Genomic DNA, 24,967 nt, shown 5'->3' with positions numbered 1-24,967 from the left:
CCCCAGGTGTCCACATCCATGGGGTCGGGTCCTGGGGATGCGTTTGCAACCTACCACCGGGGATACCTCTCCCAGACGGAGGTGTGGCTGGCTTCATTGGGGGTTGTCTCCATTGCTGGTTTTGCACCAACCACCCAGGGCAAAGATGAACGCTCCCACAAGACGCTGACCGCGTTTTTGGATGCCCGACACCCCACCAGCCTTCAGGAAGTCACCAGATTCTTGGTGGACTACCGCCACCACTACAACACCAAACGGCGCCACCAAGGCCTTGTTAAGGGCCGTTTCCATCTGACACCCCAAGAAGCCTGGGAGGCTTTCCCGAAGGCTGAGCCACCGACCAGCCCCGTGAATCCGGATGTGTTGTGGAACAAGATCGCCACCTACTACAAGGACACCATCGCCGATAGTGCGGGACCGGCAGGAGCAGCCACTCCCACCGACCCCCACAGCACCACGCCAGCATCCCACCAGGACACTATAAGCACTGCACCTCCAAGTGTATCGCCCAGTCTTCCTACAATCCCCGGGCAAAACCCGTGGGGATTACCCGCAGAAACCACCATCGACAACAATGGGGTCGTATCTGTGTGTGGCACTCGCGTGTATGTGGGGATGAGGTTTAAAAACCGGCGCCTGGCAACCAACATTACCGAGGACACCATCGCCGAGTTCTACACCATTCACGACGGAGAGTTGCTCTTCTCCTTCCCGTTGCCGATCAGATGCTTGAAAAAGCCCACCAGTCAGATCAACATCAACTATATCCAAGGCATGTGGCACCGACAGCCACCCACAGTGATGAAGAACTTGGAAGGCCCCCGCCCGCCACGAGGTAAAAGTCGAAAGAAAGCCCGCAAATTCCACTGCTAGGGACCTGCCCAAAAAGTAGTGAGACTCCCAGTCCAAAAAGTCCCGAGACTCCGTGTCCAAAAAGTCTCGGGACTCCGTGTCCAACAACTACTGGGACATAACACTTGACCGCTGAAGGAGCGAAACTGATGGACTAGCTGAATGCTGGTGAGAGTATCGAGTTTGACTGTATACACCAGTTGCCGAAATGGTTTGCGACTGACAGTTGGGGAGAGTAGATTGTCGATTAAGCGGAGATTGTTTTCCTAGTCTCCATTTCCTAAAACCAATACCGAACGGAGTTAATATCCCTATGACCTTCCGATCGAAAAAAAAGCACTACTGCAAGCATGTGTGCTCTAACCTTGTGCCTGTCGACAGTGGCACCAGTATCTGCTACAACCCGTGGAGGATCGGCCAAACAATCGCTTGCAGTTGTACGCGGGACAAGTGGATTCGCACCGTCGCTCTCGGAAGCTGAATTGCTGCCCATCTTCACTGCTATCGAAGAAATCCCGGATGAGGTTCTGGCCGCTGGAAATACGTCCACACACAGATGGCTTGAAGACAAGCTTCAAGGAGATTCGCGTCCGCCGGAGATGACAACATATGGTGTTGCAGGTTGCGTAAGCGCGATCGGAATTGCACTAGTAACCAGTCTTCCAGCATTTAAAGTTGCTAGAATACGCAAAGCTCTGAAACAAGCCGGAGGGGCAACAACGTTTGTGAAGACTTTCAAGAGGGTGTACGACGAGCAGAGAAGTCGAGGGGTGGATTTTGCAAACGCCGTGCAGGAGGGGGTTAATGCGGGCGCACACATGGCAGCTCCGGAAGCAAAGCAGGCTCTACTCGATTTGTTCAACCTTGGGAATCTCTACAGTGCGTGCTTCGAATAATGCTTCAAAAATGCGCCTCACACTTGACATACTCGCTTGCTTCCTCGGCTTCGTCGGCTTATTCCTCATTTTTGCCCCTGGGGTGAGCAATCCCTGCAACATTGGTGGAATGGCGTGTGGTGTCGCCGCTATTATCCTCTTTCTTACAACTACTTGGAATAATAAGGGGAAGAATGTAAAGGGGGATGAAAAATCCCAGCTGAGAGATATGTAATCAACAATAAGACACCGCTGACACCGATGGTAGCGTACTGCACTTATTGAGGTCCTGCTTCCTTTCTATAGGTGTCGAGTGACTTCTGTAAATCGAGGTAACGTGGGCTCACGCTGTGTGGCCTTGCTACATCGAAGTTCACACTTAACCCTATATGTTCCAGAAGGGCTACATCGCTTAGCCCTTTCTCCTTAACTGCTGAGCTTCTGCAGCACGATGACGAGGTTGCTGGTGAGGAACTCGCGGAGGAGCGGGATGCGGGTGGCCCACCAGGCCCATTGTGGGTGGTAGCGGGGGAAGAGGCCAAGGACGCTGGCATCGCGCACGGAACGTGCCCAGCGGATACCGTCGGAGCAGGAGACGTCGAAAAGTGATTCGCCGAAATCGTTTTTCGGTGGGTGGCCGTGGGTTTTGGTGTAGCGGTCGCGGGCGAAGGCACCGCCGAGGTAGTGCTGCCAGAGGCCGGTTTCGTGGCCGCCGAAGGGACCAAGCCAGATGGTGTAGCTGAGGATGATGAGGCCGCCGGGCTTGGTGACGCGCACCATTTCGTCGCCCATCTGCTGCCAGTTGGCCACGTGTTCTGCGGCGTTGGAGCTGATGGTGCAGTCAATCGAGTCGGTGGCAAACGGGAGGTTGCGTCCGTCGGCGTGGACGGTGGCGTCCTCGTAGGGATCGACCGAGATGTAGGTGGTGGGACGGAAGGCCTCGCGGAAGTAGCCGGGGCCTGACCCGACGTCGACAAGCAAAGAGGGGGAGGAAAGCCCAGCATCGCGGTGGAGGGCGGCGACGAGGTCGGCGGTGTCCCGCGCGAGCGGGAGGTAGAAGTCCGCGGGGGAGGTCTGCTCGTTTTTGAAGGAGGCGAGCAGGCGCAGGGAGCGGCGGAGCGTGGCGCGGCGGCGGGTGTGGAGGAGCATGAGTGTAAGGGTAGTGGCCTTGCCTAGAATGTCCAAGTGTGAAATGCCTGGTGGAAGGGTGTTTGTGAATGTGGTTTAACAGTGTTTACATATGTTGCCATGGGTTTTGCCTGGGCCTTTCACTTTTGGAAAGGGCTCACATATGTAAACGTGTGTAAGTGTTTCCCAATGTGGCTTCACATGTGGAAAAAGTAGGTCTAATAGGGGTGAATCTGTGTGCGAATTCCGACTGGCGGTGTGTATATGTGCTGCTCGGGCGTACTCCTGATCTGGCTTTATGGGGCGAGCTAGTCTCACATATGTAAACGTGTGCAAGTGTTTCCAAATGTGGACTCAGATATGGAAAACCACTGTTCAAAGTGGTGGATGTAGTTTATGATTGTGGGTGTGGAATGGAGTGAAGGCAAGCTCGAGCGAGTTTTGGCTGAACTGCGCGCATTTGGAGACGACACGACGCTCGTCGAATGCAAAACTGCTGAGGGCGGGCTACCGGAAGACATCGGTAAAACACTTGCCGCTTTCGCAAACATGCCTCAAACGGGGACAATCCTGTTTGGTATTAGCCAGGCGCGAAACTTTTTCATCACCGGCGTGACCCACCCGGCTCAGTTGGAAAAGGCACTTGTTAGTGCTAACAGGAATTCCGTGGATCCTGCACCCCAATTGGAAATCTGCCACGTTCGTACTGCATCGGGCACGGTGATGGTGGTGGAGGTTCAACCCCTTCTACCCGGTGAGAAGCCAGCTCTGTATAAGGGTAAACCGTATCTGCGGCAGGCCGACGGAAACTACGTCATGAATAGCAATGACCTCAAAGTGTTTGCGTTGGCTGCGTTATCTGAAGCGGAGAGAGTCCAACCAGACTTCGAGATTTTACCCGGCACGAGCATCGAGATGCTTGACCAGCCAGCGGTGGAAGCATACATCGAATCGATACGCGCTGGCAGATCACGGTTATCAGCAATTGATGATAAGAACCGTATCCTGCAGATCACCAATGTGTGCGACAAGGATGGAAATCTGCGCTTAGCAGGTCTTTATGCGCTTGGATTTTTGCCGCAGGCGACGGAGCCAGCGCTCGGAGCGACAGCGGCTGTGAGAACCCCCGGGCGGGAAGAACGGGGACGCCTGCAAAATCTCGTTGAACTCGAGGGGCCGATACCTGCCATGTTGGACGAGGGCGTGGATTGGATACTACGGAATACCAATACCGCGAGTGTATATGGCGAGGATGGGCATATGTCCGATTCGCCGGAGTTTCCTCCACGGGCGCTTCGAGAAATTATTGCGAATGCACTGGTGCATAGAGATTTGGGAGCATCGCTCGGTGTCGGGAAGAAAGTTGAAATCCGGATTACGCCCAAGATGGTCATCATCAAAAACCCAGGCGGACTCAAAGGTGTGACGGTGGAGCAGTTAGAAAGCTCGGTTCTGGCGAAAGCTGCTGTCAATCGTCGGTTGTATGAGATTGCTCGTAACCTGCGGACACGGGATGGGAAGCGGGTAATTGAGGGCGAAGGCGGTGGCATCGCAGAGGTAATTTCTGCACTGCGCGAAGCCCGTTGCGCGGCTCCAAGGTTTATTGATAGCGGTGTTGAGTTCACCGTTATTCTGCCTCGCGGTCCTCGTTTCAATGAGGAGGAGATGCAGTGGCTGCAAACCTTCTCGGAAAACCTTGCGCCATTGGAAGAAGACCTTCTTGTCATGCTGCGCGATTTCGGCGAACTGTCCGTCACTCAGGTTGAGCGAACCTACTCAGAACTTTCCCATGCCGCATGCAAGCGGATGCTTGGGCATTTAGAAGAAATCGGCGCAATCAGAGTGGAAGGTGGAGTTATCTCGCTGGCTGAAACACTACCTGTCGACGCCCCTCCTGCATTGCCGACCGGGTTATTGGAGAGTCTCGGGCCTAATGCTCCTGCGGTGTACAAAAAGATTTCCGCGCAGGGAAGTGCCACGGTGAGAGACCTTTCTGCAGGCACAGGGCTATCAGACAACCAGGTGCGCTACGCGCTTCAATCGCTGCTAAAAGAGGGTCTCATCGTCATGAACGGCAGGCAGGGGGTTCGTTCGACTACGTATGAGACAGTGTGATAATACATCGTATGCCTCTTCTATAAGAGTCGCCACGGTGGGATATTTACTCCAGTGTGACCAAGACTGCATCGTTCGTGTTGAGAACTGTGTCCCAAACATCGCGCAAACCGAGCGACAACAATCAGTTAGTTAAATAGGTCAAGCTTCTCTGTCTCTGAGGAGTCCAGCCACCACGTGGTGTCGTTTCGCTCAAATCGCTGTGGGACATCGCGGAGTTTGCCCGCTGGCCGCAGGTTGGGTGCAGAGCACAGGTTAATCTTGGAGGTTGGGTACTTCTCCACTGTTTTCCTTGGTGTGACCAGTATGTTCTCCTTGCCTGTAGTGAATTTGGGAATATGCACCCCAAGCTTGTGGGACGCTATCTCTGCGAAAGCGGAGTCACAAACCACAACCGGTTGTTCAGGGGAGTTATACAGCTCTGTGAAATCCACCCATACAAATGTATCCGATTGGGAGAGAGCCTGTTCTAACGTGTCACCGGTGCTACAAGATGCGCATCCAAAAGCAACTGCGGTGGCGCATACGAACAACCAAAACTTCTCTTTTCTCATTAATAAACTACTGTCTGACTCCACAGTGAATCCTCTTCCAAGATGCTCACCGAAAATTCTTCGTCGTCTAAAACGCTTCTTTTTAGGACACCAGGAGCTACCAACTCAACTCGCTTATCCCTGAGTGTAGCTGCATCAAACCGATTGGAGCTTGGCTCAAAAACTACAAGACTTATCTCTCTCATTCCGTCACTTACTCGAATCGGAATACCTTGAGATTCAAACCTTTCCACGCTGCCAGTAGTTGTGGCTACAATATCGGAGCCAACTACGCTAACCTTCACAATGTTTTGTGGTTCACGTGTATATTGAACCGCCCACGTACCGTCACTCCATAGCGATGAGCTTTCTTTTTTAGTTTCTGAAACCTCTGTATGTATCGATTGCATGCCACCGTTCGATGGGATCCCGTCGATCCAAGCGCGGACGCGCGCTTCTTGAGCGGAATAAGCGCAATCGTATGTGAAGCCCGCCCTTTCGTTGTTGAGGCTTGACGTTGAGACTGAACACGCGTCCCCTCCTACCGTTGAGTAGTTACCTAAGTAACACGTCATTTTGGTAAAAGGATTGCTGTTTAAGCCACTCTCGGCGTTACTTGATGTGCGAAGGAAACCGGTGGAGCTTCCGCTTTCCCACCGAGTTGTACCTGGTGTGACTACATCCTCAAAACAAGTGTTTACTAAGGCATGTGCATTAACCGGCAAAAGTAGGCTTGCGAGAATTGTGAGTGCGGGGATTGCAAAACTCTTTCTCATCGTCGTATCTCCTACGTAACTATGACGTGCCGTAAATAATATTCCCTAAAAAGGGGGGTGTCAAGAGCGTAAAAGGAAAAATAGAGATAATCAAACCTCTGTTACAAAGGGGAATTGGGGCTCTATTACCCTAAAACGTGTTCATTTTTGGCCTGCATATAGATCAATGCAGTTCACAGTCTTTATTCATTACTGTGAAGGGAACGGGGTGGGTATACTCACGTGCTCCCACAAGAGTCCCACAGGTAGAACATAGAGAGAAGGCGATTCGTCGATGCAGTAGCCCTTTTCGCCCGTGTATAAAACGATGCTGGCGCGAACACGGGCGCCAAGTTTTTCACTGATGCGCTGCAAGGAGGTCCACGAATCGCGGCGCACCTGGGAGGTCGATTTCACTTCCATCAGGATGACCGAACCGTCCTGCAGCTCAACCACGATGTCTACCTCATCGTTTCTCTGCCTATAGTGATAGAGCCGGTAAATGGTTTCTGACCACGTCTGTTGCTTCTTGAGTTCGGAGGAAACGAAAGCCTCTAGCTGTGCGCCGAAGAATTCAAACCCGCCGGCCTGGTGTGAAGCCTCGGGCGTAAAGCCGGTGAGACTGCTTGCTAAACCGGTGTCCACAAGCGACAGTTTGGGGCGTCGGACAACGCGACCGCTGTAGCCCCGGCCCCACGAAGGCAGGGTTTCCGTCAGGAACATCGTGTCCAGCGTGTCAAGGTACATGCGCAGCGTAGAACCGACTATTCCAAGACGCTCAGCCAAGCGCGCAACTACTAATTCAGATTCTCCTTGAGAAGCGAGTAGTCGAATGAGCGGCTCGAAGGAGTGCAACATTTGACTGCTTTCGCCAGCAAGCTGCGGTACATCATGCCGAAGTAGCTGGTCAACGTAGTCTCTAAACCAGCGGCTACGTGCCCGGAAAGTTGACCGTTTGAGTGGCTCTGGGTAACCACCCGCAGTTACTCTCTCTCGTATGTCACTTGGGGAAGTGGAGCTATCTAGATTCCCCGCGCAGCCATTCGCAACCCATGAAATGAAGTCTTCCGGATCGCTCCTCTGGCCAATTTCGCCTTGGCTAAGCGGTCGCACGGTGAGCGAACTGGCTCGACCAGCGAGGGAGTCGCCCGTTCCTTTGAGTCTTAACAAATCGGCTGAACCTGTGATCGCGTACGCGCCGGGGATTCGCTGTTCATCTATGACAAGCTTGAGCGCGAGTGCTAAATCTGGGACACGTTGAGCCTCGTCGATGGCAAGAGTCTTTCCTGGTGCCTGTCGAAGAAACTGCACGGGATCTTCTTCCGCGAATCGACGTGTAGTCGGGTCGTCTAACGTCACAAAAACGGAATCATCTGGGCTAAGTACCTGACGAAGAAGCGTTGATTTGCCTACCTGGCGAGCTCCTTGCACAACAAGGAGTGGCGTGTCCGAAAGGATTTCACGCGCGAGACTGCGAGTATGCCGTGGGACTTCTCCGGAAAGTGATGACATATTTTCACCTTACTTTTTGAAGCCAAAAAAGTCTATTTCTTCTCAACGAATAAAAACTCTCTGACCAGCAAGTAATGTGGATTGCTCGAAGATTTGCCACCCTTCTCCTCGAAGATTTACCACCCGGTTGCTCGAAGATTTGCCACCCACCTGCTCGAAGATTTACCACCCTCCTTTCACCTCCCCGCAGGCCCCCAATCCCGGCACCGTTAGGATGGTTGTTTGGAAAGCATCCGACAAAAGAAACCGAGTGCATGAAGATCCTCCTGCTGTGCTGGCGCGATACCGACCACCCCCAAGGTGGCGGCTCCGAGCGCTACCTTGAGCACGTCGGCGCCTACCTGGCCGCGCGCGGGCATTCGGTGACGTACTTCTCCGCCCGCGCGAAGGGGATGCCCGCTCACTCCACCAAAAAGGGCGTGAAGCACATTCGCCACGGCGGGAAGATGACGGTCTACATCGCGGGTCTCCTCCACGCGGCGACGCATCACTACGATGCGGTGGTGGACACCCAAAACGGCATTCCGTTCTTCGCGCGGCTTGCGCACCCGCGCTCGACGGTCGTCCTCACGCACCACTGTCACAGGGAACAGTGGCCGGTCGCGGGCCCGCTGCTCGGCAGGCTCGGGTGGTTCCTGGAATCCCGCGTGGCACCGCGCGTGTACCGGGGCGCGCCGTACGTGACGGTTTCAGAGCCGTCGAAAAGCGAGCTTCTGCGCCTGGGGGTCCGGGGCATTGAGATCATCCGCAACGGTGCGCCTGCGGTGCCTGCTGTATCGAACAATCATTCGGATCGGTTGGTCACTCTGTCGCGGCTCGTTCCCCACAAGCGCATCGAGCACGTTCTTGATTATCTTGCCGCGCGTCCCGACGCCCGCCTCGACGTCATCGGCTCCGGCTGGTGGGACGCGAATCTGCGCGCCTACGCCCGGGAGCTTGGCGTCGAATCGCAGGTTATCTTCCATGGTCAGGTGTCGGAAGCGCGTAAGAATGAGCTGCTTTCCCGCGCCGGCATCCACGTCCTCCCCTCCGTCAAGGAGGGGTGGGGCCTCGCGGTCATCGAAGCCGCCCTTCACTCCGTCCCGACGGTTGGCTACCGCACGTCAGGGGGGCTCACCGATTCGGTCCGTCACGGTCGCACCGGTGTGCTTGTCGACGATAAAGCCCACCTGTTTAGCGCCCTCGATGAGCTTCGCGCGAACCAAGAAAAGCGTGCGGATCTGGGGCGCAATGCACGAGAATTCGCCTCGCAATTCTCCTGGGAATCAACAGGTGAGAAGTGGGAAGAGCTACTGCGGCGGATCGGTCTCACGAGCAAATAAGGGAACCTCTTGAGTTCGCCTAGCACTTAAAAACTGGGTGAATGTACCTTCATGGATCTATGCCACAATTCCGGAGACCGGCCTGAGTCTACTTACTGTGGTATTTTTTGCTTAGTCGTAGTGAGAGCGAGGTCAGAATATAGCGTATGTATTCTGTCCCACTTTCTTCCTTGACTGATCCGTGACGGTTGGTTAGTATCTAATTCATCAACCCCAGCCGTTGACCCTCCGCTGATAGGGAGAGTGCCGATGACTGGGGTTACCTCTTTCCAGGAGGCGTAATGCGTAGCAAACATCGAAATAGCAGGCAACAGATTCCACTTCGGCAAATTACAACGGCAATCCTGGTCGATGGGGGATTCTATAGGAAGCGTGCCTCCGTTCTTTTCGGGCACAAATCTGCAGAGGACCGCGCAACTGAGCTTGTAAAATATTGTCACCGGCATATTCGGGAATCGAAAGCGGGACTTTATCGGATTTTCTACTACGACTGTCCACCTTCGGACAAGGTTGTTTATCACCCCTTACTTCAGAGACAGATTAACCTGGGGCGGTCCGAGCAATTCAGCTGGACCAATTCCTTCTTTTCTGCTTTGGCAAAAAAGCGGAAGGTTGCGATACGGCGAGGTGAGCCCCTTGAATCTCAAGGTGGCTATGTTCTTAAAGATGCCCCGCTTAAAAAGCTTTGTCGAAAGAAGATCGGAATCGATGATCTAACCGAGGACGACTTTTATCTAGCCATATCTCAAAAAGGCGTAGATATGAGAATAGGTCTTGATATCGCAGCTCTGGCTGAACGAAGGTTAGTGAACCAGATAATTATGATTTCAGGCGATAGTGATTTTGTTCCGGCTGCTAAGCATGCCAGACGCTCGGGAATCGATTTTATTTTGGATCCGATGTGGGCAAATATCACTGAGAGCTTGAGTGAGCATATCGATGGCATACGTGAGTGCGTGGCTGATAAGCCGAAGAATTTAGAGGATCCTCTGCATGCCACTAATTTTGGTAAGGCCAATTTGGCAGACGATGACGAGGAAGAGCTCTGATTCTTGTTCACTGGGGCGAACCTGCGCGCCTACGCCCGGGAACTCGGCGTCGAGTCGCAGGTTATCTTCCATGGTCAATTGTCAGAAGGGCGCAAGAATGAGCTGCTTTCCAGCGCCGGCATCCACGTCCTTCCCTCTGTCCCGGCGGTCGGCTACCGCACGTTCGGGGCTCACCGATTCGGTTCGTCACGGTCGCACCGGTGTGCTTGTCGATGATAAAGCCCATCTGTTTAGCGCCCTCGATGAGCTTCGCGCGAACAAAGAAAAGCGTGCGGAGCTGGGGCGCAATGCACGAGGATTCGCCTCGCAGTTCTCCTGGGAGGCGACGGGTAAAGCCTGGGAAGAGTTATTGCGGCGGATCGTTTCCTAGTGAGTGGGGTTACAAGCTTGATGCTCGCGAAAAGTTGCTTTCAAATTGGCATCCTGACAGTTTGTGGGTGTCTGTGAATGTAGCAAACCATGTACCCCAGGTGGTCACATCTGCTATGTAACAGATGCCCATAAAATGTCACGCCCTCCCCGAGAAGCATCAGTGCCCCGGGTCCGATGGTCGCCTGTAGAACGCCATAATTACCGCAGGTAAAGCCATCCACCACAGGGTGAGCCCGAGGCCGAGGTCCCAATCTGCCTGGCTGGGTGGTGGGGCGTCGGGGGCCTTCTCAACGGTGACGCCGTCGACGACGAGCTCCCCCGAGGGTGGGATGGGGGATGCTTTCAGTGCCGGATTGAGTGCCGGGTGGCCGTCGACAAGCGTCATGGTGGGCACGGGGGCGGTGGCCTCGTACCAGGAGGGGGCCTCGGGGACGGGGCGCAGTGCCGCGACATCCTGGGGAAGGGAGGGGACCTGGAGGATCGTGAGCGCGATGACGAGTGGGGACCAGGTGACGTTGCCGGCGAGCTGACACAGGGCGGGGGAGGCGAGGAGCAGCCACTTTTGGCCGTCGCGGAGGAGCCCCGCGCCGGGGATGGTGGCGTAGAGGTCGCCCAAGGGGAGGAGGGATGCGGTGGCGAGGGCGAAGCCTACGCCGGCGAGGGCGAGGAGGGCGCGGTCGGCGCGGGGGAGCGCAGGAAGGAGGACTGCGATGAGGACGATGCCGAGGAGTGGGGCATATGCGTTGGGCGTGGCCTGCGCGTTCCAGATGCCGCCGAGCCCGACGAGTTCCCACAGGGAGCTCGGCCGGAAGACGTCCGTGGCGGCGGCGACGGGACGGTGGAGGAGGGAGGGGACGAGCCAGGGGAGGCTCATGGCCACGGCGACGGGCACCATGATTTTCTTGCGCCCGGTGGCGATACCCACAGCAGCACCCGCTATCGCGCCCGTCGGTGTGAGAGATGTCGCCCACATGGTGATTGCTTGAAACCCGGGCCGGTTTTTGAGAGACGCCACCAGCGGTAACAGCCAAAACGCGGCGACGACCGTCCAGTGCCCCTGGAGGAGTCGCTCCACCACAAAGGGGTTCCATAGGAGCACGGCCATGGCCGCCACTTCGCTTATGGCGCCTTGTGCGAAGCGGCAAGACGCGATGCACCCGCCCACCGCTGACCCCACGAGGATGAGGCGTGCGACCCAACTCGCGGGGAGAAGGAGACCAGCAAGCGCGAGGAAACCATCCTGCGGGGCGTTGCGGGCGGCGTGGCCTGGCGCGGTGCCGAAATTCCAGGCGGACAGCGCAGGCGTATCCACGATGACCATGTCGCGGTGCACAAGCACACCGGGGAACACCAAAAACCACAATGCGCAGCCGATGAGGAACGTGGCCGCAGCGACGCGGATTACAACACGCGTTTGGTCCATAGCCACAGCCCAACGATGATGCACCCGCCACCGGCAACGGTGAGCAGGAAGCGAGCAACCTCCAGGGAACGGTACTGCCGGTAGGCGGCCTTTGCCCGCACCAGCGCGTCAGTACGCGTCGCCTCGTCGAACGCGATCACCGTGCCGTCGACATCCTCCCGCGCGTCCACGGCGATCCCCGAATGCGGCTCTATCGTCACCTCCCGCAGGCGGGGCGTGTTTTCCCTGAACACGTACAGCTTCATCCCGTCGCGCTTCTCCGGGTCCACGTAGTCCATGGTGTCGGCATCGCCGGTGAGCGGATCGTAGATGACGTAGGAGCGTTCCTCCGTCGGCATGGGGAAGTAGTAGGTCAGTCCCGTGTGCGTCGCCTTCTTGGCGGGGAAGCCGGACTTCGGGTCGATGAGATAGGTGCCGGAGACGTCGCGGTCCAGGTGTCCCGTGTACACGTCGGTGGCAGTGACGGTCTTGCCGTGGCGCACCACCGACACGGTTCGCGTCTGCCCATCGCCCACGAGTTGCGCCTGGTAGTTGGCCATGGTTGGGGTGATGAGGCTCTGCAGCAGCCACAGCAGAACGAGCAGCGCCGCGCCGACGCCGATGAACAGATTCCTAACCAAGACAGGCTCCCATATGATGTGGTGTAACTATGAATCGATCGTACATTCCCGCCCTCGACGCGCTGCGCGCCGTGTCGGCCCTCGGCATCATGACCACCCACGTCGCCTTCCAAACCGGCACCCCGGGTCTCGACCGATTCGACTATTTCGTCGCCGTCTTCTTCGCCCTCTCCGGCTTCCTCCTCTGGTGGCGCTACCCTAGCTTTTCGACGCCCTGGGGCCGCTACGCCCGCAACCGTTTCGGTCGCATCGTCCCGGCGTATCTCGCCGTGGTGGTGATTAGCTTCGTCGCCTTCAACTCCGCCGGTGTAAACGCCCTGCTCGCAAACGTCTTCTTCGTGCAGCTCTACGTCCCCGGCGCCCTCATGACGGGGCTTACCCACCTGTGGACGATGTGCGTCGAAGTCGCCTTCTACATCATCTTTCCGTTCCTCCGCGAGATCCTCGGCCGTATTGCGAAACCCTGGCGCATCGCAATTATCATCCTCATCGCCCTCGCCTCCCTCGGCTGGGCCTACCTCCCCCTCAACTTCGAGGCCAACTCCCAGATCTTCCCGCCGGCCTACTGCTCCTGGTACGCCGTCGGCATCCTCCTCGCAGAGCTCCATTCCTCAGAACGGGTGCGCAGCACCCGTTTCCCCTGGTGGATCTGGCCCCCGATCGCCATCGCCGCACTCGTTGCCGGCACCTGCCTCGGCCCAGCGGGACTTACCCACCCAACCCCCACCGAGTTCGCCATCCGCATTTTCTTCGGCGCTGTCTTCGCCCTCGCCCTCCTCTACCTGGTTGTCGACTGGCAGCCCCGCGTCCCCGACTGGCTCGCCTTCCTCGGCCGCATTAGCTACTCGATCTTCCTCTGGCACCTCCCCGTCCTCACCGCCGTCTATGCCCTCACCACCATCACGCTTTTTAGCGGTCACTTCCTCCTCGTCTGGCTCCTCACCTTCGCTTTCACCATCCCCGTCAGCTACGTCAGCTACGAGTGGACCGAGAAGCCCTTCCATACAGGCGCAGCGACGCGTAGCCGTGACGCACTTTAGTTTTTGCAGCAGATTCTGGAACGTGTTTTTTGCAACCTGGGGAAATAAAAGGGACGCACGTGAATCTGCTGCGAAAAGTAAAAGGTGTTGAATAGCATATAAAAAACGTCTCCCCTGGGACACATCGTTGAGAGGTGCGGGGAGTCCTGTCGCTAGTAGTTGTAATATCGAAGTCGCTATGTTGCAAAGGGAAGAAGTCAAATAAACCTGTTTATCGGCTTTCTTTTCAGTCGCCGTCGTGTGCACCGCTGAATATGCTGAATATAAAGCCACCGGTTGCTTGGCGTTTGATCTGTGTTACGGAGCGCTCATTCTATTGATACCGCGCAATTGTTAGATTAGCTACCCTCTATTCTGTTTGTTTTAGCCAAAACTGCGAAAAATTGTTAGATTAGACCCCCTCTATTCTCACAATGAATTGCCGAAATCTCGAAAGTTCAACTGAATAGGCCTCCCTTAAGCTAACGACGCGAAATGTACGAGTCTCCAACAACGTCTCCTTTGGAGCACATCGTTGAGGGTTGCAGGCCTACTCCTTCCGCATCGGCAGGGAAGCACCCAGCGCCACCGCGATGAAGATCGTGACGGCGAGGCTACTCGCGGGGTAGTCGGGGGAGGGCCACGGGGCAAGCGCCAGCCACACGCCGGGGACGCCGAGGCCGAGGCCAATGAGGAGGCTCGGGGAGACGTAGCGGGTGAGGAACCATCCCACTGCAGCGGCGATGAGCGCCCACGGTCCCAAGGCGAAACCCACGAGGGCAAGCCCCACCCAGGGCAGTGCCCGAGCAGGCTGCGCGGGGAAGGTCCGGCGTCGCAAAGCAATGCACACGCCAACAGTGACGATGAGCAGTAAGAATCCGAGGATTAGCGACCACCGGTAGGCATCCTCCGCCACGAATTCGAGGGTGAGTGTCTCATCGACACCAGCGGGCACAATGAAGCCCTGCTGGCCGGCGCGGATGCGAATCGGCTGGAGCTCCGTGCCGTCGATAAAGCCCTGCACACCGGGGTTGAAGCTGCGGGCCGTGGCGATGATACTGTCCCCGCTCGGCAGCTTAAACCCGGGAACGGTGAGCGTGATCTGCGGGCTCAGGGTGCTCACCTCGTGTCGCCCCGCGGTGAGGTGCACGGTGTCGCCCGCTTGCACCTCCTCGCCGTCGAGCGTCGCCTCCGCGTCCACGATGACATCCATGTCGCGCGGTGCGGTGAACGCGCGGGTCACGCGGCCCTCGCCCGCGAAGACGAATTGTTGCACGTCAGGGGAGGTGTCGGGCACTGTCACTACTCTGCGGATGGGGGCATCGCTCAACTCCACCTCTGCGATCCCCTCCGCTGGGCGCACGTGGACACTGTCCACGGGCTCGGGAAGCGTCACCGTCCCGCTTCCCATCGTCCACGTGCGGCCACCCGCAGTGACCTCCGCCTCACCCTCGGTGAGGACGAGCTTCAGCTCCTTCCCCGGCGTGTCCGGGTGGAGCTCCAGCCACGTGCCGTACCAGGCCGTGTCCTCAAACCCGTCGACGGCAGCGGTGATGGAATGCTCGGGCTCCGCGCCACCAAACCGTGTCGGATCGGCGACATCCGGGCCGTGCGTGACGTGCCCGCCGAGCTCCTCCACTGCGGTTTTGGGCCCGACGGACGCGTAGTCCTTCACCTTGTTCTTCACGCCTGTCGTCTCCCCGGGCGCGAGGATGCCCGACGTTGGATTCTCCAGCGTGCCGTAGTTGCGCTCCACGAGGGTGGGGGTGTCGGTGACGATCGTCGCGTCTTTGTCCACTAGCTGCCACATGGCGGCGCCGTGGATGGTGTCCAATAAAGCGATAGATTCGCCACCCCCAGCGACCTTCACTGGCGCGCCGCGGTTGAGGGTCCGGTCTACCTTTTCTACGTCTTGCCCATTTCTCACCACGTAGCCGAACCCGAAGCCCGCAAGAGCTTCCTCGCTCATGTTCGCCATGAGTCCGTCGAGGCCACGGATGTATTCGGGGTCGGCAATGGGGATCGCATCGCGGACGGTCCAGGGAACGCGCAGCAGTGGCTGCAAGGGATCGTCGCGGGTCCAACCCCAGTCCTCCCGCGAGAAGGACCGTTCGGGCGCGATGAGGACGGCCTTGCCCTGGGCATTCAAAAAGTCCGCGGTTTCCTGGTAGTACGAGGGAACCTCCCGGTAGGCGCCTTTGGGCGCGAGCTGCCCCGTCAGTGCCGGGGAAATCGCCACGCAGGTGACAAGCCCCAGGGCAACGAGGGATGTCCTATCTGCCCGGTCGCATAACCACGCCACGCCGATGACCAGGGGAATCGTGACCAGGGGAGTGAACTTGTGGAGGTTGCGAAACGCGGCCAACGAGCCGTCGAGAAGCGGAGACTGAAACGAGAGCACCGCAAGACCTACGAGCAACATCATCACCCACGGCGATCCCGCGATGCCGCGCAGGCCGAGGGCTGCGACGGCGACCGTGGCGAGGACGAGGAGTGGTACGGTGACCAGGAGGAACCCGGCGGTGCGCTCATCGTCGACGAAGGGCGACCAGCTCGTCGTGCCGCGCAGAATTTCCAGGGGGTTCAGCCAGCGCGTGGTGACGTAGGCGGACTCGATGTAGTCGGTGAACGGCGGGGAGTATTTCCCCAGGATGAGGAGCGGCCCGATCCACCACGCGGAGACGGCGACGACACCGACACACCAGATGGCTAGCGCCTTCCACGCGCGCCGGGCGAGGAGGACGAGACCTGCGGGGACGAGGGCAGCGAGTGTCGCGGTGGCGTTGACTGCGCCCATGCAGGCGACGGCGAGGAGGCTTGCAAACGGTTTGTTTTTGAGGAGGGGAGCCACCGTCCACGGCACGAGCGCCACGACCCACGCCTCCGAGGAGATGGCGCCGATGGTGGTGAGGATGCGCGGGCAGAAGGCGTAGAGGAGCGCTGGTAAAAGTGTCTTTTTGTAGCCAAGGTTCCTGAGCAGAGCTGTTGTGCCCGTGTAGGCGATGGCGAGGAGGAGCCACCACCACAGGCGCTGCGCGACCCAGTCGGGGAGAAAATCGGTGAGGGCGAAGAAGAGGCCGTGGGGCCAGAGATAACCGTAGGCCTGGTTCTGCAGGCCCCACGGGGCGAAAAGCTGGGTGGCACCGGCTAGGAAACCCCACGGGTTCGCGGCGAGGTCGTGCTTGGTATCGGCGACGGTCAGGCCGGGGGACTGCAGGAAGCAGAGGATGCCCAGGAGGGCTATTACGCTACTCTCTTGAACCGTAATCCGGGTTGCCAAGGACGGCGTCGTCGGTACTAACCGTGTGCTCAACCGTGCTCCCATCCTCGGATGTCAGGGAGACCACACCGATGACGGCGGCGACACCGGCGACAAGCCCCACGACGGCGGAGGCCACGGCCGGGCCCGCGGTGCGGCGCGTCAGCGACTGATACGTAAATGGCACGTAAATCCCCTTAACATCTCTAATGTGGGTACAATCCTATACCGCGTTGAGCCGTTGGTCGAACCACCGCGTATTCTGGTTGACGTTTCCAGGTATCACGAAAGGGCCGATTTTCTCATGGCAGGACGAGCATCCGCAGCGCTGGCGTGCGTCGCTTTGGGGTGTGCAGGTGTCCTTTCTGCCTGTTCTTTCACCCCGGAGCCGGAGACGGTAACATCCATCGCCACGAGCACAGAGGTCACCACTCAAACGGAAACCCACACCGAGCCGATGCCCGTCCCTGTCCCCGCTGATCAGCGGGCACAGGTTGCCTCCCTCATGACGGTGGGCGTGAAAGATTACGACGATGCGCTGTTCGCCCTGCACCAGGGCGTGGGTGGCATTTTCATCGCTAGCTGGACGGATCCGGCGCTGCTCACGGATCCGGAGCGGAACATCGCCACGCTGCGCCGGGAGATCGGTCGGCCGTTCGCCGTCACTATCGATGCCGAGGGCGGCCGCGTCGTCCGCCAGCCCGCCCTGCTCGGCGATATCCCCTCCCCGCGCGTCATGGCGGAGACGATGTCCACCCAGCAGGTGGAGCAGGTGGCCTACGACCTCGGCCAAAAACTCACCGACCTTGGCATCACAGTCGATTTCGCCCCGGTCCTGGACACGGACGCGGGCCCGGCGGACGGTGCCATCGGAGACCGTTCGTTCTCAGCGGAGGCGGGCCGCGCGACGGAGTACGCCATCGCCTTCGCCCGGGGGCTCAGCAACGCGGGCGTAACCCCCGTGTTCAAGCATTTCCCTGGCCACGGCCGTGCGACGGGGGACACGCACACGGGTTCCGTGCAGACACCGCCGCTGGAGGAGCTGGAGAGGCTGGATCTCCTCCCGTACGGCCCGGCGTTGACGGAGTTTCCCGCAGCGGGGCTGATGGTCGGTCACGTGACGGTGCCGGGGATGGGCGACGCGCCGGCGTCGCTGAACCCCGAGGTCTACGAGCTCATCCGTTCCGGCGCGTACACGCGCGGAACCCCCTTCGACGGTGTCATTTACACCGATGACCTTTCCAGCATGAAGGCGGTCTCGGCGGAGCATTCCGTTCCGGAGGCCGTTCTTGCCGCACTTCAGGCGGGGGCTGATAACGCTTTGTGGGTTTCCACCGATACATTGGTGGAGACGATTGATACGGTCAATGCGGCCGTCGATTCGGGCGCGTACCGTCGTGAGCGCATGTATGACTCGGCGGTGCGGGTTGCCCAGCTCAACCACGAAGGGATGTAGATGAAACGCATTGGACTTGCCGTAGGCCTGTTTGTGTTGCTCCTCTTGGGCCTGTATGGCGTGGATACGGTCCTCACGCAGGGCACCGTTCCCCGTGGCACCACTGTGGGTGGGGTCGCAATCGGTGGGATGAACCCTGCCGATGCTAAAAATAAATTAACTTCCACCTTCACCTACCGCCCCGTCGAGGTTTCGGCGAACGACATGCGCACCACCATCGATCCGCAGGCCGCGGGTCTGGCCCCCGACTGGGACGCGACCATCGAATCTGCGGGCACGCCGTCGCTCAACCCGATCACCAAGATCACCTCCTTCTTCACCACCACCGAGGTCCCGATCCAGTCCCACGTTAGTGATGCATTTTCACCTGCCATGCGGGCGGTCGCCACGGAGCTCACCCGTGACCCCGTCGACGGTGGTCTTTCGCTTGTCGACGGTTCCGTGAACCGCATTCCTCCCGTCATCGGTCAGACTGCTACCGAGGAGTCCGTTTCCGATGCTGTCCTCCACAATTGGCTCAACCCCGACGGCGTCATCGTCGAGGTGACCGAGGTTCCGCCCGCCATCGGCGACGAGGAGATCGACGCCGCGGAGAAGGGACCCGCCAAGAAGGCCCTGGCCGCCGACATTGTCGCCCACGGCAACGACAAGGTTGATGGCATCATCCCTCGTAACCGGATGGGGGAGATTCTCACTTTCGCGCCGGAGAACGGAGTTCTCCGGCCCGAGGTCAACGTTGACCGCGCCCGCGAGATCCTGAACGAGAACTTGCAGACCACCGACGTCGCCCACAAGAACGCCACCCTCACCCTGACCGGCGGCGGCCGCTCCGTCACCCCGCACGTCGACGGCACCGTCATCGACTGGGAGAAAACCCTCGAAGGCTTCCCCGAGCGCGTTCTAGGCGACGAGAAGGAATTCGACGTCACCTACAAACCCGACCCCGCCACCTTCACCACGGAGCAGGCTAACGCCGCCACCTTTAACGACGTCGTGGGTTCTTTCACTACCGGCGGCTTCTCCGGCCCGTCGGGGACGAATATTGCCCTGGTAGCGAAGACTGTCAACGGTGCCATCGTCGCCCCCGGCGAGACCTTCTCTTTGAATGGATATACAGGCCCCCGCGGCACCGCCCAGGGTTATGTCTCGTCCGGCGTGATTCTTAACGGCCACGCCGACACCGCCGTCGGTGGTGGTATTTCGCAATTTGCGACAACCCTCTACAACGCCTCGTACTTCTCGGCAATGACCGACATCGCCCACACCCCGCACAGCTACTACATCTCCCGCTACCCCGCGGGCCGCGAGGCCACCGTTTACGAGGGTGCCATCGACCTCGTCTTCCGCAACGACACCCCGAACCCCGTCCTCATCGAGGCAGGCGTGAGCGGCAACGAGGTCACCGTCACCTTCAAGGGCGTAAAGACGACGAACGTCCAGTCCATCCCCGGCGGCAAGTGGAACTACACCCAGCCCCAGCCGATGAGCGTCAGCGGGTCGAGTTGTTCGCCCTCAAACGGTGCCCCCGGCTTCACCACATCGGATACACGGGTAGTGACTGACCTCGCCGGAAATGAGTTGTCGCGTACCTCCACCACCACGGTCTACGACCCGGTCCCCATCGTCCGCTGCTCCTAGTGTGACAGTTTGTGGGCGTCTGCAAATTAAGCAAACCAGCTACCCCAGGTGGTCACATCTGCTACAGGATAAACGCCCACCAAATTTCACGAGTTCGGTAAGTCGTGAAATTTCGTGGGCGTTTGCGCTTCACTAATTCCCTCTTCTTTATACTGTTCGCTCCCGGGGAAGCGGCCGCGCCAGATGTCGACCGCGACCTTGAAGCATAAGAACGCGAACAAGAGGATCCCGAAGGATGTGATCCCCTCTGCCTGCCTGCTGGCTTCTATGAAAATGAGTGATGCGATAGAGAGCGGAATAATCCAGCTCCATTTGGTGGGTGGCATGGTGGTTTTCTCCTTGAAACTGGTGGTGTAGGCGGAACCTTACGCCAATGTGCTTACCCTTGCACTTGCAGTACATCGCTAACCGAGGTACCATGTAAAGCAAGCTACTGAAAGGACTGTATGGATTCCCAACTACGCAAGGGGGTGCTCGAGATGGTCGTTCTCACTCTCCTTGCCAAACAGCCCTCCTACGGCGGCGAGCTTCTCGAGCGCCTCGCCGCAAAAGATCTCGATGTTAGCGAGGGCACGCTCTACCCGCTGCTTTCCCGCGTGAAAAAGGCCGGCTATGTGGACACCTCCTGGGAGCCGTCACCCTCCGGCCCCCCGCGGAAGATTTACACCGTCACTACCTCCGGCAAAAACCACCTCACCGACCTCACCTCCCAATGGCAACGCTTCAGCGCCAGCGTATCCGCGCTGGTAGGAAAGGATTAATCATGACCCGTTTCTCCGCCTTCGACCCAGAAAACCCGAACTGGCTCGTCCCGCGCCGCGTCGGCATCGGCTGGGATTTGAACCTCGGCAAGCTCGCCGTCAAGGCAGGCCTTGTCCGCCCCGACGATTCCCTCCCGGACCTGCAAGAACACATCCCAGCCCCCGTCTCCAAGGCACTAACCTACGCACCCCTTGCCGGAGCCGGCCTCATCGCCGTCGTGGGCCATTTCGTCGGCATGCGCGACGGAACACTTCCCACGCATTGGGGTTTCGACCTGCGACCGGATCGTCTCACAGCCGCGCGCCCCGCCGCCGCCGTGCCCGTCCTTGTCACCCTCGGCTTCACCGCCTTCACGCTTGTCGACGCCTACCGCCACAAGTCTGTCGATGCCTCCCTGTCTGCTCAGACCCTGGGCCTGCAAGCGTTTTCTTTAGCGACCTTAGCCGAACTCGCCCGCTACACCGAGGGCGACGATTCCCCGGCCTGGGGCATCGGCCTTGGTATCCTCGCCATGCCCGTCACCGCCCTCGGCGTGCTCGTCGGCACGGTGAACTCCGCCCTCAACAACATCGAACCACTAAAGTAGCGTGACAAACCTCTTCGGCAGATTCGGGAGTTAGATTGGGGTGATGTCGGCTTGTGTGGTAGGTATAAACGACAAGGCTTTCGCTCGGTAGGAAAACAGTAGGTCAGAAAATAAGCACAACATGTACGGACCTTTGCTGGGTTTTTCCTTTCATCGTCGCGGCTGGAGCATTTACTGATGCGCTACTCGAGGTTGTTTTCCCCCTATAACGGATCGCAAGACCTACGCATTACGCACCGCGCGAAATGTGAAAAGTGATCATGCAAGCAAAATTTCGCTAAGTGGGTTATGTTCCTCCTCGGAGTCGCTCCCGGATTAACGTTGCATCGACACGTGACGGGTCTGACCAGCATGGTTCTTTAATATGACGCACGCCTGTCCGTCATTGTCTAGTTGCAATTAACTGCAGACTTTTGAGATGTCGTCCTCGACTATTTAGGGGGTCGACAACCTGGTAGACAGGCTTAGTAATTGCAAACGCATCGAAATCGGTCAATGTGATATGAGAAGACACCCTCAATATTTATAGACCAAAAAATAAACCTGACTGGTCTTCTGCCCGCAGAGTTGCCTCCCTGTAGGCGATAGTACGTGTGTAAGAGAATTTTGTTTGAGGCTAATTTTGAAATCGACTGTAACCCAACGCTACCAGAGCTAGACTCAACCTTGATGATGCTCCAAAATATGAGATAAGGTTCGAAACATGCCTTTTGACAGTGGATTCAGCATAGTTTGCCTGCTTGGCGATTTCTGCATTTGAAAGTCCTTGGCACAATAGAGCTAAAACTTTCTGTTCTGCAGGGGTCAGCTGAATATTCTCTCCGGCAACTGTTGGCAATGCGTTTGAATGCTGTGGAATGTGCTCGAGAATTCGGGCCAGACACATTGACGAAAGCGCAATGTTATCCGCTGCAGCACTATAGATTGATTCTATTATCTGAGCTGGTCGAGCGCTTTTGACTACGTACCCGGCTGCTCCCATGGAGAGGACTCGGAGCATATTATCGTCTGTATCAATTCCGGTAAGTGCCACAAAAGCAGGAGGATGGGGGAAACTGCTTATGTGATCCAATAATGCAATTCCATCCATTCCTTCCATGTGGATATCGGCCAAAACGACATCTACAGGCATATTTTTTAGTGTAGCAAGAGCCGCATTTCCGTTCGTTGCCTCAGCAACGACTTCAATGTCGTCGACCATTGAGAAGTACTTACGAAGAGAGGATAAAACTACGGCTTCATCGTCAACGATAAGGACTTTAATGGGCTCAATGGCATTTGATGATCTCATTTACACCAGGGAAGATCGTGAGCGCTGGAACACTTAAAAATGTCGTAGAGGGTGAAGGATGAAAAGAATGGTCGATTTAGCGAGGTAGAGTTGTAATCGATTGCTGAAGCATTGGTCGATCCGATAGTTAAAACTATGAACGCACACAGCACAACACAAGTTGAGCGAGAAGATTTGGTTTTCAAAAACACTCTCCTTACAGTGGTCTCTACAGATCTGCTGTGCAGACCATCATACGGGATGGAATTAGTATGCAGATTGGACTCAAAAAAACGAATACGAAAGTAGCCACCCGTGCTGGAATCTACTATTCTGGGGGCGCTGGTAGAAGAACTTCCAATGTCCAAGTAGAACCATCCGATTCAGAAATCACTTTGCCATTTGCATTCGTCACTGTTGATTCTAAATAATCGAGACCTAAGCCCGAAGACAACAGTAAATATCTCGGAACCTCGCTTTGATCTGCTATTACGTTGGTCACGGAAAAACTGAAAAAGTCGGCATTGCGCCGACATATGACTTTGACCGTTGATCGAGGCTTGGCGAATTTGAGGATATTTGTGGTGGATTCGAAAGCTGCTCGATGAATTGCTTGAAGAGTGGATGCAGAAAACGTCGCATTTTTTCCCTCAACCACCATGTCAACCATAAATCCGCAACTCTTTAAGCGCGCTGTCATTTCGGCAAGTATGGAATTAAGGGACTCAATGGAGGGGGTGTCTGGATGATCTGAGGGGGACTTTAGTGCGCGTAGTAGTTCTCTAGCATAGACCATGCTAATTCTATTATCCTTGGCTATTTCCTGAAGTTCTCGTCGGAGAAGGTCATCAGAACTGTGGGCGAGGCTAAGGGCCTCAGATCGCATCACGCTAGAAGTTAATGATGAAACAACAGAATCATGTAAAATCTGAGCGAGTTGGTCTCTGCGTGTCTGTGTCTCACGCCTCCAACGATTCACCAACTCGGCTTTCTTTTTAGCTTCTAGCTTCCAGGCTCTACCGATGATTAAAGCAGCTAGTAGCAACAATCCCCAGATTGTGAATGCGAGCAATTCGGGTTTGTAATCACCGGTTTTCGGATTAATGACACCGAGCACACATACAAGTAACCCGAAAGCTGTGGCTACTGAAAACCGGATCTTAAATGCAAGTATGCCACAGATTATAGGTACTATAAACGTCATCACTGGCATCTGAAATTCTGGATGGAAAGCTGTGAGGGTTACTACTACGACTAGTAGCCACCCGGCCGGGATCGGTAACCGAAAGCAAGCAGAAGCGCATAAGGAGAGCAGCAAAGCGAGAGTAAAAGCGCTACCTGGTGCTGGTGGAGGCGCGAGGAGTAAATTGACACCAGTCGCTAATAGGCATCCGGTCAACGTCCATGCTTCAGCTTTGGTCAGATGGGTTCCATTGCGGCTTGTATAACTTTTCATCTCTGTTCCCTTAAACGGCAACTCGTTCAGTCAGATGTTTGGCATCCAAACTATTCCGATCACTACTCAGGAAGCTTGAGTTTTCTTAGTCTGATGGATCGGGAGTAGGACCTTTTAACTTCCTGGAATTACTAATCCAGTAACAGTATAAAATGATTTTTCAAGTGCATCTCGTTGAAGGGGCGGTAACATTTTTCAATGGGGGGTTGGTGTCATTGCCAATAATCACTGTATCTGCGTCGCGCGTATGCCCCGCTGTTGAAATAAACGTTTGGCTACTCATACCTTCATTCGATTGTCTGGCCCTTGTTTAGGATACTGGGGTTTCGGTTTTGGGTTGTTATGTGTCACGACTTTTTACACGCCTATTGTCATGACATTGTGCACAGTTTCATGAACTATTTTTGCTGTGTGTCGGACACAATTAGATGATGAGTAGGGCAATTCCTCCGGAGACTCGCCGGAAAATTACTGAGTTTTGATCCTTTCGACGGTCACGGACTATCTATTGCCGCGTTTTGCGAACAGTTGAAGATCTCCCGCCGCACGTTCTACAACATTCGTGCCCGATACGGTGAGGAAGCAGGTGGCGCGTTGGATCCTCATTCCAGTGCCCCGATCATCCCAGCAAGGACCTATGACGAGCACGTGACCACCGCACTGCTTGCGATCCCTAAGCGTTTGAAAAACCAGGGTTGGGACTATGGTCCCATCTCCATTCGGTTTGACGGTTTTGCATCAGGAGAGCTAACAGATCCGGTGCCTTCCGTATCCACGATTGCTCGCCTGTTGCGGGCGGCAGGAGCTGTGGATGAAGGATCCACCCAAACAATGGCGTCGCGAACGGGGACAAGCCCAAAAATGATTCACCACCATTAGCCCAGACGAAATACTCCACTAAAACACGCAGGATTGTGCACACACCCCTTCAACCGTTTAACTCCACGTTGAAAAGAGAAGTACTT

Annotated in this window: 22 protein-coding genes; 12 read left to right on the top strand and 10 right to left on the bottom strand. The window is 56.8% G+C overall.

Annotated features, from left to right (window positions below):
- The 3 genes from HMPREF3044_RS07835 to HMPREF3044_RS07825 all read left to right on the top strand — a co-directional run.
- Nucleotides 1–873, top strand: an 873-nt coding sequence (locus tag HMPREF3044_RS07835) for an integrase core domain-containing protein (RefSeq protein WP_141759657.1), incomplete at its 5' end; no start/stop codon positions are given.
- Between the two features lie 359 nt (nt 874–1,232).
- Nucleotides 1,233–1,748, top strand: coding sequence for a hypothetical protein (locus HMPREF3044_RS07830; protein WP_231285986.1), 516 nt, complete (start codon nt 1,233–1,235; stop codon nt 1,746–1,748).
- Between the two features lie 10 nt (nt 1,749–1,758).
- Complete coding sequence (locus HMPREF3044_RS07825) at nt 1,759–1,962, top strand: hypothetical protein (protein ID WP_005388341.1); 204 nt, start codon at nt 1,759–1,761, stop codon at nt 1,960–1,962.
- Nucleotides 1,963–2,153: 191 nt separating this feature from the next.
- Here the strand turns inward: HMPREF3044_RS07825 and HMPREF3044_RS07820 are convergent, their stop codons facing one another.
- Nucleotides 2,154–2,876 carry a class I SAM-dependent methyltransferase gene (locus tag HMPREF3044_RS07820; RefSeq protein WP_210400537.1) on the bottom strand — a complete coding sequence of 241 codons (723 nt, stop codon included), beginning with the start codon at nt 2,874–2,876 and terminating at the stop codon, nt 2,154–2,156.
- A gap of 387 nt (nt 2,877–3,263) precedes the next feature.
- On the opposite strand from HMPREF3044_RS07820, the gene HMPREF3044_RS07815 reads away from it, so the two are divergent.
- Entirely contained in the window at nt 3,264–4,970 is a 1,707-nt protein-coding gene (locus HMPREF3044_RS07815) for an ATP-binding protein (RefSeq protein ID WP_246820958.1), read from the top strand.
- A gap of 128 nt (nt 4,971–5,098) precedes the next feature.
- Here the strand turns inward: HMPREF3044_RS07815 and HMPREF3044_RS07810 are convergent, their stop codons facing one another.
- From HMPREF3044_RS07810 to HMPREF3044_RS07800, 3 genes are all read right to left on the bottom strand, one after another.
- The gene (locus HMPREF3044_RS07810; RefSeq protein WP_246820956.1) at nt 5,099–5,404 is read right to left on the bottom strand and encodes a hypothetical protein; all 306 of its coding nucleotides are present in this window, start codon (nt 5,402–5,404) and stop codon (nt 5,099–5,101) included.
- 119 nt (nt 5,405–5,523) lie between these two features.
- The gene (locus HMPREF3044_RS12655) at nt 5,524–5,913 is read right to left on the bottom strand and encodes a hypothetical protein (protein ID WP_083318138.1); all 390 of its coding nucleotides are present in this window, start codon (nt 5,911–5,913) and stop codon (nt 5,524–5,526) included.
- Between the two features lie 555 nt (nt 5,914–6,468).
- Entirely contained in the window at nt 6,469–7,770 is a 1,302-nt protein-coding gene (locus HMPREF3044_RS07800; RefSeq protein ID WP_070740585.1) for an ATP-binding protein, read from the bottom strand.
- Between the two features lie 254 nt (nt 7,771–8,024).
- On the opposite strand from HMPREF3044_RS07800, the gene HMPREF3044_RS07795 reads away from it, so the two are divergent.
- From HMPREF3044_RS07795 to HMPREF3044_RS13140, 3 genes are all read left to right on the top strand, one after another.
- A complete protein-coding gene (locus HMPREF3044_RS07795) occupies nt 8,025–9,092 on the top strand; it encodes a glycosyltransferase family 4 protein (RefSeq protein ID WP_070740582.1) in 1,068 nt (355 codons plus the stop codon).
- A gap of 281 nt (nt 9,093–9,373) precedes the next feature.
- A complete protein-coding gene (locus HMPREF3044_RS07790) occupies nt 9,374–10,141 on the top strand; it encodes an NYN domain-containing protein (RefSeq protein ID WP_070740579.1) in 768 nt (255 codons plus the stop codon).
- Between the two features lie 97 nt (nt 10,142–10,238).
- The gene (locus tag HMPREF3044_RS13140) at nt 10,239–10,511 is read left to right on the top strand and encodes a glycosyltransferase (RefSeq protein WP_070740576.1); all 273 of its coding nucleotides are present in this window, start codon (nt 10,239–10,241) and stop codon (nt 10,509–10,511) included.
- Nucleotides 10,512–10,670: 159 nt separating this feature from the next.
- On the opposite strand, the gene HMPREF3044_RS07780 is transcribed toward HMPREF3044_RS13140, so the two are convergent.
- Together HMPREF3044_RS07780 and HMPREF3044_RS07775 are read right to left on the bottom strand one after the other, a co-directional pair.
- Entirely contained in the window at nt 10,671–11,936 is a 1,266-nt protein-coding gene (locus HMPREF3044_RS07780) for an MmpA family trehalose lipid delivery protein (RefSeq protein ID WP_070740573.1), read from the bottom strand.
- On the bottom strand, nt 11,915–12,556 hold the full coding sequence (locus tag HMPREF3044_RS07775) for a porin PorA family protein (protein WP_070740570.1): 642 nt from the start codon (nt 12,554–12,556) through the stop codon (nt 11,915–11,917). The genes HMPREF3044_RS07780 and HMPREF3044_RS07775 overlap by 22 nt, the downstream gene beginning before the upstream one ends.
- A 29-nt stretch (nt 12,557–12,585) precedes the next feature.
- Between HMPREF3044_RS07775 and HMPREF3044_RS07770 the strand changes: the two genes are divergently transcribed.
- Nucleotides 12,586–13,596 carry an acyltransferase family protein gene (locus HMPREF3044_RS07770; RefSeq protein ID WP_070740567.1) on the top strand — a complete coding sequence of 337 codons (1,011 nt, stop codon included), beginning with the start codon at nt 12,586–12,588 and terminating at the stop codon, nt 13,594–13,596.
- A 529-nt stretch (nt 13,597–14,125) separates the two neighbouring features.
- Here HMPREF3044_RS07770 and HMPREF3044_RS07765 read toward each other — a convergent pair.
- Together HMPREF3044_RS07765 and HMPREF3044_RS13390 are read right to left on the bottom strand one after the other, a co-directional pair.
- On the bottom strand, nt 14,126–16,855 hold the full coding sequence (locus HMPREF3044_RS07765) for an alpha-(1->3)-arabinofuranosyltransferase domain-containing protein (RefSeq protein ID WP_070740564.1): 2,730 nt from the start codon (nt 16,853–16,855) through the stop codon (nt 14,126–14,128).
- Nucleotides 16,824–17,021, bottom strand: coding sequence for a DUF2613 domain-containing protein (locus HMPREF3044_RS13390; protein WP_083318137.1), 198 nt, complete (start codon nt 17,019–17,021; stop codon nt 16,824–16,826). Before HMPREF3044_RS13390 ends, HMPREF3044_RS07765 begins: the two co-directional genes overlap by 32 nt.
- Before the next feature lie 117 nt (nt 17,022–17,138).
- Here HMPREF3044_RS13390 and HMPREF3044_RS12930 point away from each other — a divergent pair, with 117 nt between their 5' ends.
- From HMPREF3044_RS12930 to HMPREF3044_RS07740, 4 genes are all read left to right on the top strand, one after another.
- Nucleotides 17,139–18,290 carry a glycoside hydrolase family 3 N-terminal domain-containing protein gene (locus tag HMPREF3044_RS12930; protein WP_232621961.1) on the top strand — a complete coding sequence of 384 codons (1,152 nt, stop codon included), beginning with the start codon at nt 17,139–17,141 and terminating at the stop codon, nt 18,288–18,290.
- Nucleotides 18,291–19,928 carry a VanW family protein gene (locus tag HMPREF3044_RS12925; protein ID WP_070740561.1) on the top strand — a complete coding sequence of 546 codons (1,638 nt, stop codon included), beginning with the start codon at nt 18,291–18,293 and terminating at the stop codon, nt 19,926–19,928.
- 446 nt (nt 19,929–20,374) lie between these two features.
- Complete coding sequence (locus HMPREF3044_RS07745) at nt 20,375–20,689, top strand: PadR family transcriptional regulator (RefSeq protein ID WP_070740553.1); 315 nt, start codon at nt 20,375–20,377, stop codon at nt 20,687–20,689.
- Nucleotides 20,690–20,691: 2 nt separating this feature from the next.
- On the top strand, nt 20,692–21,276 hold the full coding sequence (locus HMPREF3044_RS07740) for a DUF5808 domain-containing protein (RefSeq protein WP_210400536.1): 585 nt from the start codon (nt 20,692–20,694) through the stop codon (nt 21,274–21,276).
- Nucleotides 21,277–21,892: 616 nt separating this feature from the next.
- On the opposite strand, the gene HMPREF3044_RS12640 is transcribed toward HMPREF3044_RS07740, so the two are convergent.
- Together HMPREF3044_RS12640 and HMPREF3044_RS12920 are read right to left on the bottom strand one after the other, a co-directional pair.
- Entirely contained in the window at nt 21,893–22,567 is a 675-nt protein-coding gene (locus HMPREF3044_RS12640; RefSeq protein ID WP_005393357.1) for a response regulator, read from the bottom strand.
- Between the two features lie 307 nt (nt 22,568–22,874).
- Nucleotides 22,875–24,002 (bottom strand): histidine kinase, encoded by a 1,128-nt coding sequence (locus HMPREF3044_RS12920; RefSeq protein WP_141759655.1) that lies wholly within the window; start codon nt 24,000–24,002, stop codon nt 22,875–22,877.
- Nucleotides 24,003–24,967: the final 965 nt, after the last annotated feature.

The sequence above is a fragment of the Corynebacterium sp. HMSC073D01 genome (assembly GCF_001815555.1).
GTDB lineage: Bacteria > Actinomycetota > Actinomycetes > Mycobacteriales > Mycobacteriaceae > Corynebacterium > Corynebacterium glucuronolyticum.
This window is presented reverse-complemented; position numbering and strand designations above follow the sequence as displayed.

What these genes read in the sequence shown, in the direction of transcription:
- HMPREF3044_RS07825 (WP_005388341.1), top strand. Translation starts at nt 1,759, where the DNA reads ATGCGCCTCACACTTGACATACTCGCTTGCTTCCTCGGCTTCGTCGGC.
- HMPREF3044_RS07820 (WP_210400537.1), bottom strand. Translation starts at nt 2,876, where the DNA reads ATGCTCCTCCACACCCGCCGCCGCGCCACGCTCCGCCGCTCCCTGCGC.
- HMPREF3044_RS12655 (WP_083318138.1), bottom strand. Translation starts at nt 5,913, where the DNA reads ATGCAATCGATACATACAGAGGTTTCAGAAACTAAAAAAGAAAGCTCA.
- HMPREF3044_RS07800 (WP_070740585.1), bottom strand. Translation starts at nt 7,770, where the DNA reads ATGTCATCACTTTCCGGAGAAGTCCCACGGCATACTCGCAGTCTCGCG.
- HMPREF3044_RS07795 (WP_070740582.1), top strand. Translation starts at nt 8,025, where the DNA reads ATGAAGATCCTCCTGCTGTGCTGGCGCGATACCGACCACCCCCAAGGT.
- HMPREF3044_RS07790 (WP_070740579.1), top strand. Translation starts at nt 9,374, where the DNA reads ATGCGTAGCAAACATCGAAATAGCAGGCAACAGATTCCACTTCGGCAA.
- HMPREF3044_RS13140 (WP_070740576.1), top strand. Translation starts at nt 10,239, where the DNA reads ATGAGCTGCTTTCCAGCGCCGGCATCCACGTCCTTCCCTCTGTCCCGG.
- HMPREF3044_RS07780 (WP_070740573.1), bottom strand. Translation starts at nt 11,936, where the DNA reads ATGGACCAAACGCGTGTTGTAATCCGCGTCGCTGCGGCCACGTTCCTC.
- HMPREF3044_RS07770 (WP_070740567.1), top strand. Translation starts at nt 12,586, where the DNA reads ATGAATCGATCGTACATTCCCGCCCTCGACGCGCTGCGCGCCGTGTCG.
- HMPREF3044_RS12930 (WP_232621961.1), top strand. Translation starts at nt 17,139, where the DNA reads ATGGCAGGACGAGCATCCGCAGCGCTGGCGTGCGTCGCTTTGGGGTGT.
- HMPREF3044_RS12925 (WP_070740561.1), top strand. Translation starts at nt 18,291, where the DNA reads ATGAAACGCATTGGACTTGCCGTAGGCCTGTTTGTGTTGCTCCTCTTG.
- HMPREF3044_RS07745 (WP_070740553.1), top strand. Translation starts at nt 20,375, where the DNA reads ATGGATTCCCAACTACGCAAGGGGGTGCTCGAGATGGTCGTTCTCACT.
- HMPREF3044_RS07740 (WP_210400536.1), top strand. Translation starts at nt 20,692, where the DNA reads ATGACCCGTTTCTCCGCCTTCGACCCAGAAAACCCGAACTGGCTCGTC.
- HMPREF3044_RS12640 (WP_005393357.1), bottom strand. Translation starts at nt 22,567, where the DNA reads ATGAGATCATCAAATGCCATTGAGCCCATTAAAGTCCTTATCGTTGAC.
- HMPREF3044_RS12920 (WP_141759655.1), bottom strand. Translation starts at nt 24,002, where the DNA reads ATGAAAAGTTATACAAGCCGCAATGGAACCCATCTGACCAAAGCTGAA.